Below are 16,390 nucleotides of genomic sequence, written 5' to 3' on the forward strand. Positions count from 1 at the left end.
CCGCGAACCGTCGCGACGTGTCCGCATGACCCGCCGGGACGCGTCAGCGGCGGGCGGACTCCGCGAGGATCTGGCCGGTCAGGAGGGACAGGGCGACGGGCGACGGGTCGTCGTGCCGCTCGACGGCGAGGGCGCGGGCCGCGCGCAGCACGCCGCGCGCGGCGCCCTCCCGGGCCTCCGGCTCGAGCGTCTCGATGTCGGCAACCTTCGCGAAGCCGATGATGCGGCGGATCGCCTTCGCCGCCGCGTAGACGGCGGAGTCGAGCTTGATGCTCGCGAGGACGTCCTCGAGCACCTCGTCCGGATACACGCGCGGGTCGACGCGCGACGGCCACAGGCGGCGGTACTCCTCCTCGAACGCGTCGAGCAGCACCGCGGGCAGCCGCAGGATCTGGTCGGCGCGCGACTGCTCGCCGAGCGCCTCGGCACGCGCGGCGGCGAGGACGAGGTTCGCCCACACAGCGCCGAGGTCGAATCCGGTCGGCCCGAATGCGCCGAACTCCGGGTCGAAGGCGCGGACGGACCGGCCCTCGGCCCGGACGAAGACGGAGCCGGTGTGCAGGTCGCCGTGCAGCAGCGACTGGGTGTTGTCGATGAACGCGATCTTCGCGAGTCCGATCTCGCGGATCAGGCGCCGATCGGCGCGGAGCGCGGCGACGTCGGGCGCGAGGCCGGGCAGGAAGCTGTTGTGCTCGTGCTCGATGTACGGCTCGGTGAAGACGAGGTCCTCGGTGATCTCGGTCAGCTCGGCGTTGACCGTGGACGACACCAGCTGTCGCTTGTCAGGGACGTGCATCCCGAAGACGCTCGTGCCGAAGCCGGTGCGGGCGACGTACCGGCCGAGCTCCTCCGCGGCGTAGTCGTGCACGCGGCCCGCGATGAGCTCGCCGCGCCACACCCGATGGTCGCTGAGATCCTCGATCGCGAGCACGTGGTTGTCGGCGTCGTACGAGTACACCGCCGGCACGTGCTCCGAGTCGAGGCGGAAGTGCTCGGTGAGGAGCACCGCCTCGCGACGGGAGCGGTCGCGCGTGATCGGCCAGCCCGGGTCGGACCGGGCGTGCGGCAGCGACTGCTTGAGCACCAGCCCGCGTCCCCGCTCGTCCTTCACGACGAAGACCAGGTTCATGTTGCCGTCGCCGATCTCGGCCACCGAGGCGATGGCCTCGGGGTCGACGACCGCCGCGAGGGCGGGCGTCGCGGCCAGGTAGGCGGGGACGGCCTCGGGGGTGAGCAGCTTGTGATCGGTCATCGCGTGGTGGTGCTTCCTGCCGTGACGGCGACGCGCCGTCGGCTGAACGTGAAACTGAACAGGAGGGCGACGAGCAGCACGATGCCCTTCCCGAAGTCCTGTGCATAGTACGGGAGTCCGAGCATCGTGAACCCGGTCACCATGACGGCGATGAGAACGGCGCCGAGGGCGGTGCCCCACGCGTTCGGCTTGCCGGCGCCGAGCACGGACACGCCGACGAGCGCGACCGCGACGGCGTCGAGCAGCAGGGAGTTGCCCGCGCTGACGTCGCCCTGGCCGATGCGGGCGGACAGCAGCAGACCGGCGATGGAGGCGAGCAGGCCGCAGCCGATGTAGGCGGCGGCGCGGTAGGTGCGCACCCGGATGCCGGCGAGGCGCGCGGCCTCGGCGTTGGCGCCGACCGCGTAGAGGGCCCGGCCCCAGCGGGTGTGCTCGAGGACGAACCAGAGCAGCGCGGTGAGCACGAGGAAGAGGATCACCGGCACCGGGATCGGCCCGATCCTGCCCCGGTCGAGCCAGAGGAAGTCGGCGGTGAAGACGCCGGGCGCGGTCGTGCCGTCGGGCAGCGTCATCCGCGACGAGATCGACTGCCCGTTGACGAGGATCAGCTTGAGCCCCACGACCACGAACATCGTGGTCAGGGTGGCGAGCAGGTCCGGGATGCGGGCGACGACGACGAGCAGCGCGTTGACCGCTCCGATGATCGCGCCGCCGAGCAGCACGGTGAGGATGGCGACGCCGCCCACCTGGTTGCCGATCACCATCGTCCAGGCCGAGATGGACACGGCGAAGCCGGCGCTCGCGCCGACGGACAGGTCGATGCCGCCGATCGTCATGGCGAGGGCGACGCCGAGCCCCGCGATCGCGGTCGGCGCGATGAACTTGAGCATGCCGAGGGCGTTGTCGACGGTGGCGAAGCTCGGCTCCGTCGCGGCGAAGAACGCGATCAGCAGCACGGTCACGGCGATGAAGCCCCAGCGGGCGACGCCGGCGGACACGGCGCCGCCGATCCGCGTCGCGAGGGAGGCCGGCGCGGTCGAGGAGAGGGAGGAGGAGGTCACGCGGGGATCTCGTTTCGGCTGGTCGCGCCGAGCAGCGACGCCACGACGGCGTCCCGGTCGACGGTGTCGGCGTAGGCGTCGAGGACGATGCGGCCCTCGACGAGGACCACGATGCGGTCGGCGAGCTCGAGCACCTCGTCGACGTCGGAGGACAGGAGGACGCCGGCCTTGCCGTCGCGGGCGAGGCGGCGCAGGGTTGCGCCGATCTCCCGGCGGGCGCCGATGTCGACGCCACGGAAGGGCTCGTCGAGCAGGGCGACCTTCGGGTCGGCGCTCAGCCAGCGGCCCACGACGACCTTCTGCTGGTTGCCGCCGGAGAGGTCGTCGACGGGCGTATCGAGGTCGCGCGTGACGACTCCGAGGCCGCTGACCACGGACTCGCCACGCTCGCGCTCGCGGCGGCCGGAGAGGATCCCGGCGCCCGACGAGGCGGCGCGGAGGAAGGGCAGCGTCACGTTGTGCACGACGCTCCAGCCGGGCACGATGCCCTGCGCCTGCCGGTCCTCGGGCACGAGCACGACGCCGGCGCGGATGGCGGCGTCCGGGTGCGCGGGCCGGTACTCGGCTCCGTCGAGCTCGAGGCGCGCCTCGGCACCGGCCGGGCGGACGCCCGCGAGGGCCTCCGCGAGCTCCGTCTTTCCCGCGCCGATCAGGCCGAGGATGCCGAGCACCTCCCCCGACCGGATGTCGAGGTCGACGGGCTCGGCGTTCGGCTGCAGGGTCAGGCCCCGGACCGACAGCGCTGTCCGGTCGCCGCGGGTCACGTCCGCGACGCCGACGACGAGCTCGGTGCGCCGGCCGAGCATCCGCTCGAGGATGACGTGCCAGTCGAAGGGACGCGGCACGTCGAGCTCGAGCCTCCCGTCGCGGAGGACGAGCACCCGGTCCGCGAGCGACTCGATCTCGCCAAACCGGTGGGACACGTAGAGGATCGCGAGGCCCTGCTCGCGGAGGCTCCGCAGCACGCGGAAGAGGCGCTCCACCTCGGGCGCGGTGAGGGTGGAGGTCGGCTCGTCGAGGATGAGCAGCCGGGGGCGGCCCCGCAGCACGCGCGCGAGCAGCAGCAGCTGCGCATCCGAGATGCCGAGCCGACCGGCGTCGGCGCGAAGCAGGTCGTCGTCCCAGGGCAGGTCGAGCACCGAGAGCACCTCGCGTGCCCGGCGCAGCGTCTCCCGCCGGCTGACGAAGCGGCCGCCTCGGGAGGCGTAGTCGGTGAGCAGCAGGTTGTCGGCGACGGAGAGGCCGGGCACGATGCCGTCCGCGACCTTCTGATGCACGGTCGCGACGCCGTGCTTGATGGCGGCCTGCGGGCTGCTGAGCCGGACCACCTCGCCACCGATGCGGACCACGCCGCCGTGCCTCGGGTTGGCGCCGCTCAGCGCCTTGATGAGGGTCGACTTGCCGGCGCCGTTCGTGCCGAGCAGGGCGGTGATCTCACCGGGGCGGATGTCGGCGTCGATCCCGTCGAGCACGAGGTTCGGTCCGTAGCTCACGGACAACGCCTCGAGGGAGACGACCGGGCGGTCGCCTCCCTCGAGGGCGGAGGTGTCGGATTCGGTCACGAGGAGACGGCGGGCAGCCAATCCGCGGTGACCACGTCGTCGAGGAGCAGCCCCGGCTCGGCCTCCCGCAGGTCGGTGACGTTGGTGATCTCGTTCTCGGCCAGGAAGTCCTGCGTGATCGTCACCGCGGGGAACGTCACGCTCTCCTCGTCCAGCTCACCGGCCAGCGAGAGGGCGAGGGTGCGGACCACCGCGGCGCCGACGGCGGCCGGGTCGGTGGCCGACGTGGCGACCCACGGGCTGCCCTCGGCGGTGATGACCTCGATGTCGGCGTTCGAGATGTCGATGCCGTACACCTTCACCTTGTCCTGCAGGTTGTTCTGGTTGACGGCCTGCACGACGCCCTTGGTGATCTCGTCGTAGGGGGCGAAGATCGCCTGGACGTCCGGGTTCTGCTTGAGGGCCGCGTCGACGAGCGGGATGTTGTCGGTGGCGGTCGACTCGGTGACCTTGCCCGTGGAGAACACCTGCTCGAGGCCGTTCTCCTCGACGACCTCGTTCCAGACGACCGCGCGGCGGTCGAGGGCGGCGTAGCCGGTCGCGCTGACGTAGCCGACCTTGGCGCCCTCGCCGACGTCCTCGATCAGCTGGTCGAGCACGCCCTGCGCCATCGACTCGTCCGACTGGGAGGTCACGATGACGCCCTCGGGGTCGTTGAGGGCGAGGTCGTAGACGACGACCGGGATGCCGGCGTCGACCGCCTGGTGCACGAGCGGCTCGATGGTGTCGGTCTGGCCGTGGTCGACGATGATCGCGTCCGGCTTGCTCGCGATCGCCTGCTCCAGGTCGGACGCGTGCTTGGCGTTGTCGTTGCGGGCGTCCGTGACGGTGAGGTCGATGTTCACCGACTCGGCCTGCGCGGCGGCGCCGGAGCCCCAGGAGGTGAAGTAGTCGCCGGCGCCGCTCTGGCGGACGAGCGCGACCTTCACCGGATCGCCGTCGAAGGGCGCCGGGGCGGGGGCGGCCGAGGCGGCGGGCGCGGAGCTCTGCTCCCCGGCGCTGCCGGTCGCCGACGTGGACTGCGCGCAGCCGGCCAGGCCCAGCACGGCAGCGGATGCCGCGGCGAGCAGGATCAGTGGTCGTCGTGTCATGGGATGCCTCTTCCAGGTCGTGCCGCGTGCTGTGGGCGGCTGCGGTAGCGACCCTAGACAGCGCTCCGCCGCCGCCGGGAGCGCGTGACCTTGTGTTACAGGGTCCGGGGGCGTGCACGTCGGCGGCGGATGACACGGTGTTACCGCGCGCGGTGACGCCGGAGGGGTGCGCGCGGCAGAATCGAGGGGAACACGATCGGAGAAGCCATGACCTTGCTCACCGTATGGAACGCGAACGAGCCCGCGACGCCGGAGCTCGAGACCACGGACGCGGAGCGCATCCGCGAGGTGCTCGCCGGTCTCGGCGCCCGCTTCAGCCGCTGGGAGGTCAAGCCGCTGCCCGAGAACGCGACGCAGGAGCAGGTGCTCGACGTCTACCGCTCGGAGATCGACGGCGTGCTCGAGTCCGAGGGCTACACGCTCGTCGACGTCGTCCAGCTGCAGCGCGGCGAGGGCCCCGAGTGGGAGGAGACGGTGCGCACCGCGCGGAGCAAGTTCCTCAGCGAGCACCGCCACGACGACGACGAGGACCGCTACTTCGCGAGCGGCAGCGGCGTCTTCTACCTGCACGCGAACGACAAGGTGCACGCCGTCTTCTGCGAGGCGGGCGACCTCATCTCCGTCCCGGCGAACACCACCCACTGGTTCGACATGGGCACGAACCCCGAGTACGTCTCGGTGCGGTTCTTCCACGACGACGACGGCTGGGTGGGCCACTTCACGGGCAACACGATCGCCGAGGGCTTCGCCACCTACGACCAGCTGGCCCAGCGCCGCAACGAGCTCGTCGGCGCCGCCTGACCCGGCGCCGCTCGGCGCTCAGCAGGTTCAGCAGGCACGCAGGCCGCTCAGCAGGAAGAACCGGGCCTCCGGTGCCTGCTGAAGCCGTCCGGCGCCTGCTGAACCCACGAGGCACGCCGGCGCTCGGACGAGCAGCTCCCTAGCTCAGCAGACGGCCGACATCGCCCTCAGCAGGCACGGAGGCCCTCCAGCAGGCAGAATCGGGCCTCGGCAGCCTGCTGAGCAGGCGCCGTTCCTGCTGAGCCGCAGTACCGGCGCACCCGAGCCCGCCTCCGCCGGCTCGGGGACCTCGGGCCGGCCGACCGGATCAGCTGTACTTGCTCGGCGTCGGGTAGGCGCCGGTGAGCACGTACTCCCCCAGCTCCTTCGACTTGTAGACCACCGGGTCGTGCAGGGTGATCGTCCGCGCGTTCCGCCAGAACCGGTCGAAGCCGTGCGACGTCGTCGTGGCGCGCGCGCCGGTCAGCTCGAAGGCGCGGGACGTCACGTCGAGGACGGTGCGGGTCGAGTCGACCTTCGCCGCCGTGATCTCGATCGCCAGCTCGCCGCGCTCGCCGTCGGTGAGGTCCCACCCCTTGGCGACCGCCGCGGTCGCGAGCTCCGTCGCCCGCCAGACGAGCGCATCCGACGCACGGGTCGCGGCGACCAGCTCGCCGAGCGTGCCGAGGATGTACGGGTCCTTCAGCGCGCTGTCGACGCCGGAGGTCGGCCACGGCTTCGTCGCGCTGCGGGCGTAGCCGGCCGCGGCCTCGATCGCGCCTTCCGCGATGCCGACGTGCAGGTGCGACAGCAGCAGCTGGAAGAACAGGATCGACAGCGACGCGAAGGGCCGGTAGCCGGCGCCCTCCTGGTCGGAGGCGCCGAGCACGTGAGCGGCGGGCACCGCGACGTTCTCGAACGTCACCGAGCCGCTCGCGGACAGGCGCTGGCCCATGTTCTGCCAGTCGAGCGGATGCGTGACGCCGTCCGCCCTGCCGTCGATCACGATCGCGAGCTTCTCTCCCGTGCCCGCGACGGTGCCGCTCGCGGTGATCCGATCGGCGACGGAGGCGCCGGTGGCGAAGAACTTGCGGCCGGAGACGCGGTAGCCGTCGCCGTCCGGCGTGAGCACGAGGCCCTCGTCCCGCGGGTTGCCGGCGCCGCCCCAGAACCAGCCGTGCCGGGCGGTGTCGGCCCAGAGGTCGTGCACGCGGTCGGACCGGTCGTTGAGGATCGTCCGCCACGAGTTGAGGTAGTGGTAGGCGAGCACGTGGCCGATCGACGCGTCAGCGCGGAGGATCGGGCGCACGACGCGCAGCACTGCCGACCAGTCGAGGCCTCCCCCGCCGAGCTCGGCCGGCACGAGGATCGGCAGCAGCCCCGCCTCGCGGATCAGCTGCACCTCCCGGTCCGGGTTCTCGTTCGCGGCGTCCCGGGCGACGACGTCCTCGCGCAGCCGCTCGGCGATCCTCTCCGCAGCGGCGACGGCCTCTTCCTCGGTGGTGATCACGACTCCGAAGACTAGCCGGGCGCTGCGGCAGCCTCGATTCGCGTTGCGGATCGCTACGTCAGCGCAGGCGGACCGCCAGCACGGCGGAGAGGGCGACCACGTCGACAGCCCGCACCGCGGCGGAGCGGCGTGGGAGCTCGAGGTCGTGCACGGCGAGGTCGAGGAAGTCGCGGCCGACCCGGTCGATGGTGCCGTCGAGCGCGCCGCTCGCGAGCTGGAGGCTGACCGGCACCCGGCGGCGCGCGAGGTCGCGCAGCACGAACGCGAGCCCGAGGCGGGCGGGCAGCGCGCGCTCGGCGTCCGCTGGAGGGTCGAGGGTGGCGGGGACGAGCCGCGGCGGCACGACGAGTGCGGCGACCGCCGAGAGCGGGACGATGACTCCGTCCGGTCGACCGTCGGCGGCCTCGCCGCTCAGCCAGTCCCGGCCGATCGTGCGGACGGTGACGGCGAGGGGATCCCCGGTCACGAGCCGCAGGCGCACCGGTTCGGAGGGCGCGGCCGCCACGACAGCGCAGAGGCGGTCGCGGAGGGACAGCCGGCCGAGGCGGAGCCGCTCCTCCTCCGCGCGCAGCTCGTCGCCCTCGGCGGTGAGCTCCTGTTCGAGCTGCCCCTCGAGGTCGTCGAACAGGCTGTCCCACCTCATGCCCGCGAGGCTAGCCCCGGCTCCTCCCGGCCACACGCATTGTCCACACGCACCTGGGAGCCGCGTGCAGAGGGTCCGCCTAGCCTGTCCGGCATGCGCAGGGGGAACGCGACGATCGCGCGCGCGCTGGGGGCGGTGCTCGCGCTGCTGCTCGGCATGCTCGGCGCCGTCGCTTTCGCCGCCGCCCCCGCGGCCGCCGAGCGCCGATCTCGCGGCCCTGGCGAACCAGGAGCGCTGGGCGAGCGGCCTGCCCGGGCTGCAGCGGAACGGCGACCTCGACCGGGTCGCCGCCGCCTGGGCCGCACAGATGGCGGCGGCCGGATCGCTCAGCCACAATCCGCAGACGGGCGCGCAGATCCCCGGCGGCTGGTCGAGGTGGGGCGAGAACGTCGCCCAGGGGCAGCGCTCGGGGGGCGAGATGCACACGGCGTGGATGAACTCGCCGGGGCACCGCGCCAACATCCTCGGCGACTACACCGACGTCGGCATCGCCTTCGTCCGGGCGGGCGGAACGACCTGGGGCGTGCAGGTGTTCGCGAAGTACGCGGGCCATTCCGGGGTGGCGCCGCCCGTCGCCGCTCCGCCGGCCGCCGCCCCGCCGCCGGCCCCCGCCCCTGCTCCCGCTGCTCCCGAGGCCGAGCCTGCGCCGGCGCCTACCGAGGCGCCGAGCACCGCCTCGACCCCGACCCCGACCCCGACCCCGACGCCCACGCCCTCGGCACCCGCACCGGTCGCGACCCTCGACGCCCGCGAGGACCAGGAGGCGGCAGCCACCCCGCGGCCGACGCCGACCGCATCCGCCGCGTCAGCCGCCTCCGAGAAAGCCGACGGCGATCGGTCGGTGCCGGTCGCCGTCGTGGCCGCCGCGGGCGGCGGTGCGGGCCTCCTGCTGCTCGCCGGAGCGCTTCTGCTCCTCGCGCCCGTCCGGCGCCTGCTGGCGGGCTTCCGCCGCCCGCGGCGCCGCCACTGACGCCCCTTCCGGGCAGTTATCCACATTCCGCATCGGTCATAGACACGCATGCCGCGGTGCTGGTTGAGTAACCGCACCCGATGACCCCCGTTCGGGGGGCTCCCGACCCTCGAATCATTGGCGACAACCCGATCCGTCCGCCCTGATGGAGTCGCGATGACCTCACCCGTCCCTGCCGTGCGCGCAACGACGCGCGTCGCCCGCATCGTCCCCGACGACTACTTCGGACCGCAGCCCACGTCGGCCGATGCGCTCCCCGATCCGGTCCCCCTGCTCGAGAACCTCACGCGGTGCGTGATCGAGATCCTCGCGGGTGCCCGGGAGCTCGAGCAGATCGGCAGGTGGGTGGACGAGGACGTCTACCGCCATCTGCTGAAGCGGGTCGTGCTCGCGTCCCGCGCCCGTGCGGTCCGCGGAGAGAAGGCAGCCCGGCCGGTGTTCACGATCGGCACGACGCACGTGTTCTCGCCTCGGGACGGGGTGATCGAGGCCACCGTCACGGTGCGGGGCCGCACCCGCAGCCGCGCGGTGGCCCTCCGCCTCGAGGGCCTCGACTCCCGCTGGCGCGCCACCGCCATCCACGTGCTCTGAGCCGGCGACGAGTCGCCACCGACGACCATCCAGCAGGGGTGCCGCTCAGGCTCGGCGGATGACGCTGAACGAGATTTCGTCCCCCCGGTGGTAGTCCTGGGCGAACAGGACCCGCCGCCCCTCCCGGGTGATCCCCACCTCGGTCACGAGCAGCCAGGGACCGAGCCCGTCCAGATTGTGTGCGGTCGCGATGTCGTCGGGCAGGTTGACGGCGGAGATCGTCGCCACCGAAGAGCGGATCTGGTGACCGTGAGCCTCCAGCGCTCCGGTGAGCGAACCGCCCCAGTCCCGATACGCGATAGGTCCGGGAAGAGCGTCGCGGACTATGACGTTCGCGCTGACCACCATGGGCCTGTCGTCCCCGAAGCGGATGCGGAGCAGCCTGATGACAGCGGTGCCGCCGGGGACCTCGAGAGCGTCTGCCTCTTCCTCGCTTGACTCCCCCTCCTCCACGCGCAGCACTGCGCTCGACACTCGGAAGCCACGTCCTTCGAGCACCTGGGTGATGCTTTCGTACTTCGTCATGGGGCGCTCGACCCGGAGCGACCCCTCGGCAGAGATGAATCGCCCCTGTCCCTGCACTGCCGACAGGATCCCCTGCTGCTCGAGCAGCTTCAGCGCCTCACGCAGCGTCGGTCGGGAGACGCCGAACAGCTCGGACAGCTCCGCCTCGGTACTGAGACGATCACCCGGCTTGAGTCCCAATCGGGAGATGAGTGCGATCACTTCGTCCCGAAGGCGATCCACCCTCGTCGTCTTCGCGATGCCTGCGACAGCGTCGGCGCTCTCCGGCATTCCATCTCCTTCGGTCTCGAATCGCAAGCGTATCCGCCGGATGGCCCACAGCTGCGCTAATGTTGTCAGACAGCGCATTGCTGTTGCCAGACAACCACCAGTGAGAAGAGAACTGATGTTGAACTTCGACGAGAAGCACTACCTGAGCGTCCAGTCCGGCGCCGTCGCTCTCGCCCAGCCGATCCACGACGCACTGAAGAAGGAACTCGACGCCGGCGTCGAGAACATCTTCTTCATGGGAGCAGGAGGGGTCGCGTTCCTCACGCTGCCCGCTGCACGGATCCTCCAGACGAAGTCGACCTTCCCCACGTTCGTCGACATGGCCGCCGAGGTGGTCCACACCGGGAACGTGAACCTGGGCCCGAAGTCGCTCGTACTGTTCCCGTCCGTCTCGGGCACCACGAAGGAAGCGATCGCCGCTCTGGAGTTCGCCAAGTCCAAGGGCGCCCGGGTGCTGACGCTCACCGGAACCGCGGGAACCCCCCTCGCCGATCTCGCGGACATCAATTTCCAGAACGACGCCGCCGACGACACCTCGAGCGAGAACTTCTACCTGCAGACCCTGTTCATCGCGCTCTCGATCATGCACTTGCGCGGGGAATACGACGAGTACGACGAAGTCATCGCCGAGCTGCAGACCCTCCCTCAACTCCTCGTCGACGTGAAGGCCGCGTTCGAGCCGCGCGCCGAGGCCCTCGCGCTCGAGATGAAGGACGAGCAGAACCACATCTTCACCGGGGCGGGCGGCGCCTGGTATGAGGCGTGGTACTACGCCATGTGCATCCTCGAGGAGATGCAGTGGGTGTGGACTCGCCCCGTCCACGCCTCCGACTTCTTCCACGGGACCCTCGAGCTCACCGAAAAGGACACGACCGTCTTCCTGTTCAAGGGCGAGGACGAAAGCCGACCGCTCGCAGACCGGGTGGAGCGCTTCGTTCCGACGGTGTCCGAGAAGCTGCGGGTCTTCGACTCGAAGGACTTCGAGCTGAAGGGCCTGTCGCCCCGGACCCGCGCACTGGTCTCGCCGATCGTCTTCGCCGCGGCCTTGGAGCGTCTGAGTGCACACCTCGAGATCGTCCGGAACCACCCGCTGACGACGCGCCGCTACTACAAGAAGGGCGACTTCTAGGAGCAGCGCCTTCGGGTGAGCGAACAGGGGCGGCGGTCCGTATCCGGAACGCCGCCCCTCCTTCGTCCTCGCAGACGTCATGAGCCGGCCGCATGACGGCGGCCCAGCACTCCGTTTCCCCTCGGCGACAGCGCGTCACGCCGGGGCGTCGGAGAGTCCACCGGTGGTCCTCAGCTCCTCGATCAGCCTTGGCAACTGGGCCATCCTTTCGAACCGCGTCGCCTTCTGGCGACTTTCGATCCGCGGAGCTTCCGTTCGGTAGGCCAGCACCCGCATCCCCGCGGCGAGCGCCGCGTTCACTCCGAAGGAGCTGTCATCGATTGCGATGCAGCGTTCCGGCGGGACCCTCAGCATCTCCGCGGCGCGCAGGTAGACGTCCGGCGCGGGCTTGCCGCGCCGGACATCCTCGGCGCTCGCGATGCATCCCTCGAACTTCGGCAGCAGCCCCGCGGCTTCGAGGCTGAGGCGGATTCGCGCGTGGTCGCTGTTCGAGGCGACCGCGATGGGGAGCCGGATCGCGTCGAGAGCGGCGGAGACGCCCTCGATCGACTGCACCCCGTCACGAAGCGCCTCATCGAGCCAATGCCGATAGGGCGCGAACCAGCCGGCTGGGAGCCGGCGGCCCAAGTTCTTCTCGAGCTCCGCAACGAGGAACTCCTGCGAGCACCCCGTGAATCTGCTCGTCACGGTGTCAAGATCGACGTTCCAGCCGAGGTCGGCGAATACCCGCTGCGACACGACCGCGCTGAGCGACTCGCTGTCGACGAGCACACCGTCGCAGTCGAACACCACCGCATCGAAGAACGGCGCCCCGGACATTCCGTCCGGGGCGCCGACATGACTCCGCGTCACGCGCACCAGCCGAGGGCCGTGCGGACCATCATCTTCGCCGCTACGGGGATCATCTCCACGTTCACCGCCTCGTCCGCGGCGTGAGCCACCAGCAGGTCGCCAGGTCCGCAGACGAGCGCTGGAATGCCTCGTGCCTCGTAGAAGGACGCGTCCGATTGGGCGCCGTTCGGTCCCGGGCCGTCGAGAGCGGCACCTCCCACGCCGGCCACGGCGTCGTTGCGCGCCGCCATTGCGGCACGCGCGAACTCCGAGGCCGGGTCGGTGTACGCCGGAGGCCAGGTGTCGATCCACTCGAACTCGATGGGATGCTCGCGCAGCCAGGGGTCGAGTGACGCGGCAGTGGTGAGGTGGCCCTCCACCTCTGCCCTGATCTGCTCCGACGTCTCCCCGGGGGGAAACGACAGGAGGTAGTCGAATCGCGCTCGGTCCGGGAAGTAAGGCGCCGCCGGGAAGCCGATGTCGGCATGCAGGACGCCGGGGTGGATGATGAACGCCCCGGGCGGGAACTGTGGATGCACCTTGGAGAAGGCCCACTGCTCCTCGAGCTGCCGCATGGCGTTGTACACGTAGACGGCCTTGTCGATCGCGTTCACGCCGACGCTGTCGCCGCCCCCTCCCGCCCGGATGGCGAGACCTCGGGAGGCCCAGTGAGTGGACCGTCCCCGCACCGTCACCGAGAACAGGTAGTTCCCGGCCGCGGTGTTGGCCACCTGCAGCAGGCGCTCGCCGGTGGAGGTCGGCTCAGGAATGAGGGCCGCGTCGACGGTGAATCCGGCGTCCAGGACGGCGGATGTGCCGACCTGGTGACTCATGGTCTCCTCGCCCACGACCGAGTGGATCTGCAGATCGCCCGCGAGCTCGACCCCCGCTCGGCGCAGGGCCTCGACGGCGAGCCACATGGCGGCGTGACCGGCCTTCATGTCAGTCGCACCGAGTCCATAGAGCAGGTTGCCCTCCCGCTCGGCCTTCCAGGGGTCGGCGAATCGCCCGCGCTGTGGCGCAACCGTGTCGATGTGACCGTTGAACGCGAGCGAGCGCCCGCCGCCGGTGCCGGCGCGGACACCGACGAGGTTGGCTCGGCCCTGGTCGGCCTCGACGAGATGCGTCTCCATTCCCGAGCGCCGCAGCCACTCGCCGAGCAGCTCGTTCGCGCGGGTCTCTCCGCCCCTGTAGGCGCCCGCGTCTACACCGGGCTGCACCGGATTGACGCTCGGGACACCCACGAGTTCGACCAGGAGCTGTTCCGCTTCTCCGGCGTGAGCATCGATCAGCGCGTCGAGGGCCATGAGGTCCGCGTCATGCTCGGGCCGCCGCGAGGTGACGGACGAGCTCACGATGCCACCACTTCGAAGCCGGTGATCGCCTTCACCAGGCTGTCCGGCGTGAACGTGCTCGTGGGCGCATCGACGGCAACCCGTCCGAGGCGCATCACGACGATGCGATCGGTCACCTCGAGCACGTGCGGAAGCGTGTGCGAGATGAAGATGACGGCGAGGCCCTTCTCGCGGGCCTGCTTGATCACGTGCAGCACCTCCGCCGACTGCCGCGCGCCGAGGTGGTTCGTCGGCTCGTCGAGGATGATCACCTTGGTGGCCCACGTCACCGCGCGGCCGATCGCCACGGCCTGCCGCTGACCGCCCGACAGCTTCGCGACGGAACGCGATGACGACGGGACCGCGATGCCGACCTTCTCGAGCTCCTGCCGCGCGCGGGCATCCATGCTCTTGTTCGCGAGGAAGCCGAGCTTGCCCCAGAACCCCGGCACGACCTCCTCCCTGCCGAGGAACACGTTCGCGCTAACCGACAGGTCGGGCGCAAGGCTCGAGTCCTGGTAGAGGGTCTCGATCCCCCTCTCGAGGGCGTCGTGCGGCGAGTTCCACTCCACGGGCTGTCCGTCCAGGTACAGCGCGCCGGCGTCCGGCTTGTGAGCGCCGGACAGCGCCTTGACCAGGGTGGACTTGCCGGCGCCGTTGTCGCCGACGAGCCCCACGACCTCGCCTGCGGCAACCGAGAAGTCGACATTGTCGAGCGCGATCACGTTGCCGTAATTCTTCGAGATGCCCCGGGCCTCGTAGACGGGCTGCTTGCTCATGCTGTGCTCCTAGGCTCTCGAGTTGTGGCGGCCGATGCCCTGGACCGCGACGGCGAAGGCGATCAGTGCTCCGACGACGATCTGCTGCGCGTTCGGCTCGATTCCGATGAGGATGAGCCCGCTCAGCACGCTCGCGGTGATGAGCGCGCCGAGCGCTGTGCCGGTGACGCGACCGACGCCGCCGACCAAACTGATCCCACCGATGACGGCGGCCGCGATGGACTGCAGCTCACCGCCGCGACCCGAGGCCGGGGAGCCGGACCCGAGGCGGAAGTAGACGAACAGCCCCGCGACCGCGGCGAGAAGCCCCGCGATGACATACACCTTCATCAGGTGTCGGTTCACGTTGATGCCGGCGACCCGCGCCGCGAACGGGTTGGAACCGATCGCGTAGGTGCGCCGCCCGAACCGGGTGCGCGAGAGACTCAGCCAGGCGATCACGAGCAGGACGAGCACGACGACAAGCGGCGTGGTGAGGATCTCGAGGAACCGGGTGTTCCCGATGAGAACCACCTCCTTCGGCGCCCCTGCGATCTGGACGCCGCCCGTGATGACGAGGGTCGTCCCCATGCACGCCCCCATGGTGGCGAGCGTCGCGATGAAAGGGGCGAGCTTCACCCGCGTGATGAGAAGCCCGTTGACGAGGCCGACGAAAGCGCCGACTGCGAGGGCGGCGACGATCCCGATCCCGATGCTCATCGCCGGGTCCATCCCGCTGCTGGTGGTGGCCCTGATGGCGAGCGCGGCGGAGACGCCGGACAGCCCGAGCAACGCGCCCACCGACAGATCGATGCCGCCGGTGAGGATCACCAACGTCTGACCGATCGCCATCAGCATCACGGGGCCGAAGTCCTGAAGGATGTTGCCGAACGCCGCGGTGGAGAAGTAACGCGGGTTCACGAGGGAGAACACGAGCACCATCAGCGCGAAGACGGCGAAGAGGAGGGTCTCCTGGCGGGTGGCGAATTCCTTGAGCCGCTCGTTGCGCCCGGATCGAACGGGACTGCTCTGCAGAGTCAACGGCATTCCTTTCGTCTCGGAGGTCACGGCATCACTCCGCGTACTGGTACTTGCGCGTGTCGGCGAGGTTGTCGAGGTTCATCACGACGTTGGGGATGACGACGGTCTTCTCGATGCTGTCGGCGTCCTCGCCCGTCACCTCGGCGTAGGCGTACTGGAGGGCGAGCCGGGCCTCCTGTGCCGGGTCTTGAGCGATGAGCGCCGACACGGTGCCCGCCTCGAGCTCCTCGACCTGGTTGGAGTAGGCGTCGTAGCAGATGAGCTTCACGTCGCCGACCTTGCCGGAGTTGTTGAGTGCCGCGATCGCGCCGGTGCAGGAGGTGCCGTCGACTGCGAACACTCCGGCGAGGTCGGGGTGCTCGAGCAGCGTGGTGTTGAGGATGGTCGTGGCCTCGGACGGCTGGCTGTATGCGTACTGCACGTCGAGCAGATCGATGCCGGTGTGCTCGTCCTCAACGCTCTGCTGGAAGCCCTCGACCCGCTGGGTGCCCGTGGTGTTGGTGGGCGAGGCGGAGATGATGAGCACCGTGCCTTCGCCCCCGATCTGGGCGTCCATCTCCTCGGCGGCGCGCTGACCGCCGTCCTTGTTGTCGCCGGTGATGTGCGAGACGAGGGTGCTGGTGTCACTCACGGTGGTGTCGACGGTGATCACCGGGATTCCTTGCGACTCCGCCTTGGTGACGCTCGGCTGAAGGGCGTCCGCGTCCGTGGGAACCAGCACCAGGGCGTCGATGTCCTCGGCGAGCGCAGAGTCGACGAAAGGAAGCTGCGTCTGCGGGGAGTACTGATCGGAAGCGCCCTGCCAGATCAGCTCGATGCCGAGCTTCTCCGCCTCGTCCTTCGCCGCGATCTCCATCGCTCGGAAGAACGGGTCGGACGAGATGCCGGGAATGAAGGCGACCGTGATGTCCTCCCCGGCTCCGCTCGCGTCCGAGTTCTCCGCTCCGGTGCTCGCCGTTCCGGAGCAGCCGGCGAGCGCGAGCCCCGCCATCGTGAGCGCGCCGACGACGGTCGCCCGAGTTGTCGTGTTCTTCATGCGTGA

The 16,390-nt window shown here is 70.5% G+C and carries 16 protein-coding genes; 4 read left to right on the forward strand and 12 right to left on the reverse strand.

Annotated features, from left to right (window positions below; all coding sequences use genetic code 11):
- Positions 1 to 43 precede the first annotated feature (43 nt).
- The 4 genes from mtnK to J3P36_RS06810 are packed head-to-tail and all read right to left on the reverse strand — an operon-like array spanning position 44 to position 4,966.
- Positions 44 to 1,252: an S-methyl-5-thioribose kinase gene (gene mtnK, locus J3P36_RS06795; protein ID WP_210506437.1), complete on the reverse strand. Its 1,209-nt coding sequence runs from the start codon at positions 1,250 to 1,252 to the stop codon at positions 44 to 46.
- Positions 1,249 to 2,313 (reverse strand): ABC transporter permease, encoded by a 1,065-nt coding sequence (locus J3P36_RS06800; RefSeq protein WP_307806975.1) that lies wholly within the window; start codon positions 2,311 to 2,313, stop codon positions 1,249 to 1,251. Before J3P36_RS06800 ends, mtnK begins: the two co-directional genes overlap by 4 nt.
- On the reverse strand, positions 2,310 to 3,875 hold the full coding sequence (locus tag J3P36_RS06805) for a sugar ABC transporter ATP-binding protein (RefSeq protein ID WP_210506438.1): 1,566 nt from the start codon (positions 3,873 to 3,875) through the stop codon (positions 2,310 to 2,312). Before J3P36_RS06805 ends, J3P36_RS06800 begins: the two co-directional genes overlap by 4 nt.
- Positions 3,872 to 4,966 (reverse strand): substrate-binding domain-containing protein, encoded by a 1,095-nt coding sequence (locus J3P36_RS06810; RefSeq protein ID WP_210506439.1) that lies wholly within the window; start codon positions 4,964 to 4,966, stop codon positions 3,872 to 3,874. Before J3P36_RS06810 ends, J3P36_RS06805 begins: the two co-directional genes overlap by 4 nt.
- A 207-nt stretch (positions 4,967 to 5,173) precedes the next feature.
- Between J3P36_RS06810 and J3P36_RS06815 the strand changes: the two genes are divergently transcribed.
- Positions 5,174 to 5,767, forward strand: coding sequence for an acireductone dioxygenase (locus tag J3P36_RS06815; RefSeq protein ID WP_210506440.1), 594 nt, complete (start codon positions 5,174 to 5,176; stop codon positions 5,765 to 5,767).
- Between the two features lie 307 nt (positions 5,768 to 6,074).
- On the opposite strand, the gene J3P36_RS06820 is transcribed toward J3P36_RS06815, so the two are convergent.
- Both J3P36_RS06820 and J3P36_RS06825 read right to left on the reverse strand, forming a co-directional pair.
- On the reverse strand, positions 6,075 to 7,256 hold the full coding sequence (locus tag J3P36_RS06820; RefSeq protein ID WP_210506441.1) for an acyl-CoA dehydrogenase family protein: 1,182 nt from the start codon (positions 7,254 to 7,256) through the stop codon (positions 6,075 to 6,077).
- 58 nt (positions 7,257 to 7,314) lie between these two features.
- Positions 7,315 to 7,899: a hypothetical protein gene (locus J3P36_RS06825; protein ID WP_210506442.1), complete on the reverse strand. Its 585-nt coding sequence runs from the start codon at positions 7,897 to 7,899 to the stop codon at positions 7,315 to 7,317.
- Here J3P36_RS06825 and J3P36_RS06830 point away from each other — a divergent pair.
- Positions 7,898 to 8,869, forward strand: a complete 972-nt coding sequence (locus J3P36_RS06830) for a CAP domain-containing protein (protein ID WP_246854157.1) — start codon at positions 7,898 to 7,900, stop codon at positions 8,867 to 8,869. The two genes, J3P36_RS06825 and J3P36_RS06830, sit on opposite strands and share 2 nt — an antisense overlap.
- 156 nt (positions 8,870 to 9,025) lie before the next feature.
- Complete coding sequence (locus tag J3P36_RS06835) at positions 9,026 to 9,460, forward strand: Rv3235 family protein (RefSeq protein ID WP_210506444.1); 435 nt, start codon at positions 9,026 to 9,028, stop codon at positions 9,458 to 9,460.
- 45 nt (positions 9,461 to 9,505) lie between these two features.
- Here J3P36_RS06835 and J3P36_RS06840 read toward each other — a convergent pair whose 3' ends face one another.
- On the reverse strand, positions 9,506 to 10,333 hold the full coding sequence (locus J3P36_RS06840; protein WP_246854158.1) for a GntR family transcriptional regulator: 828 nt from the start codon (positions 10,331 to 10,333) through the stop codon (positions 9,506 to 9,508).
- Between the two features lie 37 nt (positions 10,334 to 10,370).
- On the opposite strand from J3P36_RS06840, the gene J3P36_RS06845 reads away from it, so the two are divergent.
- Positions 10,371 to 11,384, forward strand: coding sequence for an SIS domain-containing protein (locus J3P36_RS06845; protein ID WP_210506445.1), 1,014 nt, complete (start codon positions 10,371 to 10,373; stop codon positions 11,382 to 11,384).
- A gap of 135 nt (positions 11,385 to 11,519) precedes the next feature.
- Here J3P36_RS06845 and J3P36_RS06850 read toward each other — a convergent pair whose 3' ends face one another.
- From J3P36_RS06850 to J3P36_RS06870, 5 genes are read right to left on the reverse strand one after another with little or no spacing between them, the layout of a single operon-like run.
- The gene (locus J3P36_RS06850; protein ID WP_210506446.1) at positions 11,520 to 12,242 is read right to left on the reverse strand and encodes an HAD family phosphatase; all 723 of its coding nucleotides are present in this window, start codon (positions 12,240 to 12,242) and stop codon (positions 11,520 to 11,522) included.
- A complete protein-coding gene (locus J3P36_RS06855; RefSeq protein WP_210506447.1) occupies positions 12,233 to 13,570 on the reverse strand; it encodes a M20 family metallopeptidase in 1,338 nt (445 codons plus the stop codon). The genes J3P36_RS06850 and J3P36_RS06855 overlap by 10 nt, the downstream gene beginning before the upstream one ends.
- Positions 13,567 to 14,328, reverse strand: a complete 762-nt coding sequence (locus tag J3P36_RS06860; RefSeq protein ID WP_210506448.1) for an ATP-binding cassette domain-containing protein — start codon at positions 14,326 to 14,328, stop codon at positions 13,567 to 13,569. Before J3P36_RS06860 ends, J3P36_RS06855 begins: the two co-directional genes overlap by 4 nt.
- A gap of 9 nt (positions 14,329 to 14,337) precedes the next feature.
- Positions 14,338 to 15,348, reverse strand: coding sequence for an ABC transporter permease (locus J3P36_RS06865; RefSeq protein ID WP_210506449.1), 1,011 nt, complete (start codon positions 15,346 to 15,348; stop codon positions 14,338 to 14,340).
- Between the two features lie 31 nt (positions 15,349 to 15,379).
- A complete protein-coding gene (locus tag J3P36_RS06870; protein WP_210506450.1) occupies positions 15,380 to 16,384 on the reverse strand; it encodes an ABC transporter substrate-binding protein in 1,005 nt (334 codons plus the stop codon).
- Between the last annotated feature and the right edge of the window lie 6 nt (positions 16,385 to 16,390).

Origin of the sequence: Naasia sp. SYSU D00057 (assembly GCF_017916505.1) — a bacterium.
Taxonomy (GTDB): domain Bacteria; phylum Actinomycetota; class Actinomycetes; order Actinomycetales; family Microbacteriaceae; genus Naasia.

Coding starts and splice junctions, on each gene's coding strand:
- mtnK (WP_210506437.1), bottom strand. CDS start 1,252: ATGACCGATCACAAGCTGCTCACCCCCGAGGCCGTCCCCGCCTACCTG.
- J3P36_RS06810 (WP_210506439.1), bottom strand. CDS start 4,966: ATGACACGACGACCACTGATCCTGCTCGCCGCGGCATCCGCTGCCGTG.
- J3P36_RS06815 (WP_210506440.1), top strand. CDS start 5,174: ATGACCTTGCTCACCGTATGGAACGCGAACGAGCCCGCGACGCCGGAG.
- J3P36_RS06830 (WP_246854157.1), top strand. CDS start 7,898: ATGCCCGCGAGGCTAGCCCCGGCTCCTCCCGGCCACACGCATTGTCCA.
- J3P36_RS06825 (WP_210506442.1), bottom strand. CDS start 7,899: ATGAGGTGGGACAGCCTGTTCGACGACCTCGAGGGGCAGCTCGAACAG.
- J3P36_RS06835 (WP_210506444.1), top strand. CDS start 9,026: ATGACCTCACCCGTCCCTGCCGTGCGCGCAACGACGCGCGTCGCCCGC.
- J3P36_RS06840 (WP_246854158.1), bottom strand. CDS start 10,333: ATGCGCTGTCTGACAACATTAGCGCAGCTGTGGGCCATCCGGCGGATA.
- J3P36_RS06845 (WP_210506445.1), top strand. CDS start 10,371: ATGTTGAACTTCGACGAGAAGCACTACCTGAGCGTCCAGTCCGGCGCC.
- J3P36_RS06860 (WP_210506448.1), bottom strand. CDS start 14,328: ATGAGCAAGCAGCCCGTCTACGAGGCCCGGGGCATCTCGAAGAATTAC.
- J3P36_RS06870 (WP_210506450.1), bottom strand. CDS start 16,384: ATGAAGAACACGACAACTCGGGCGACCGTCGTCGGCGCGCTCACGATG.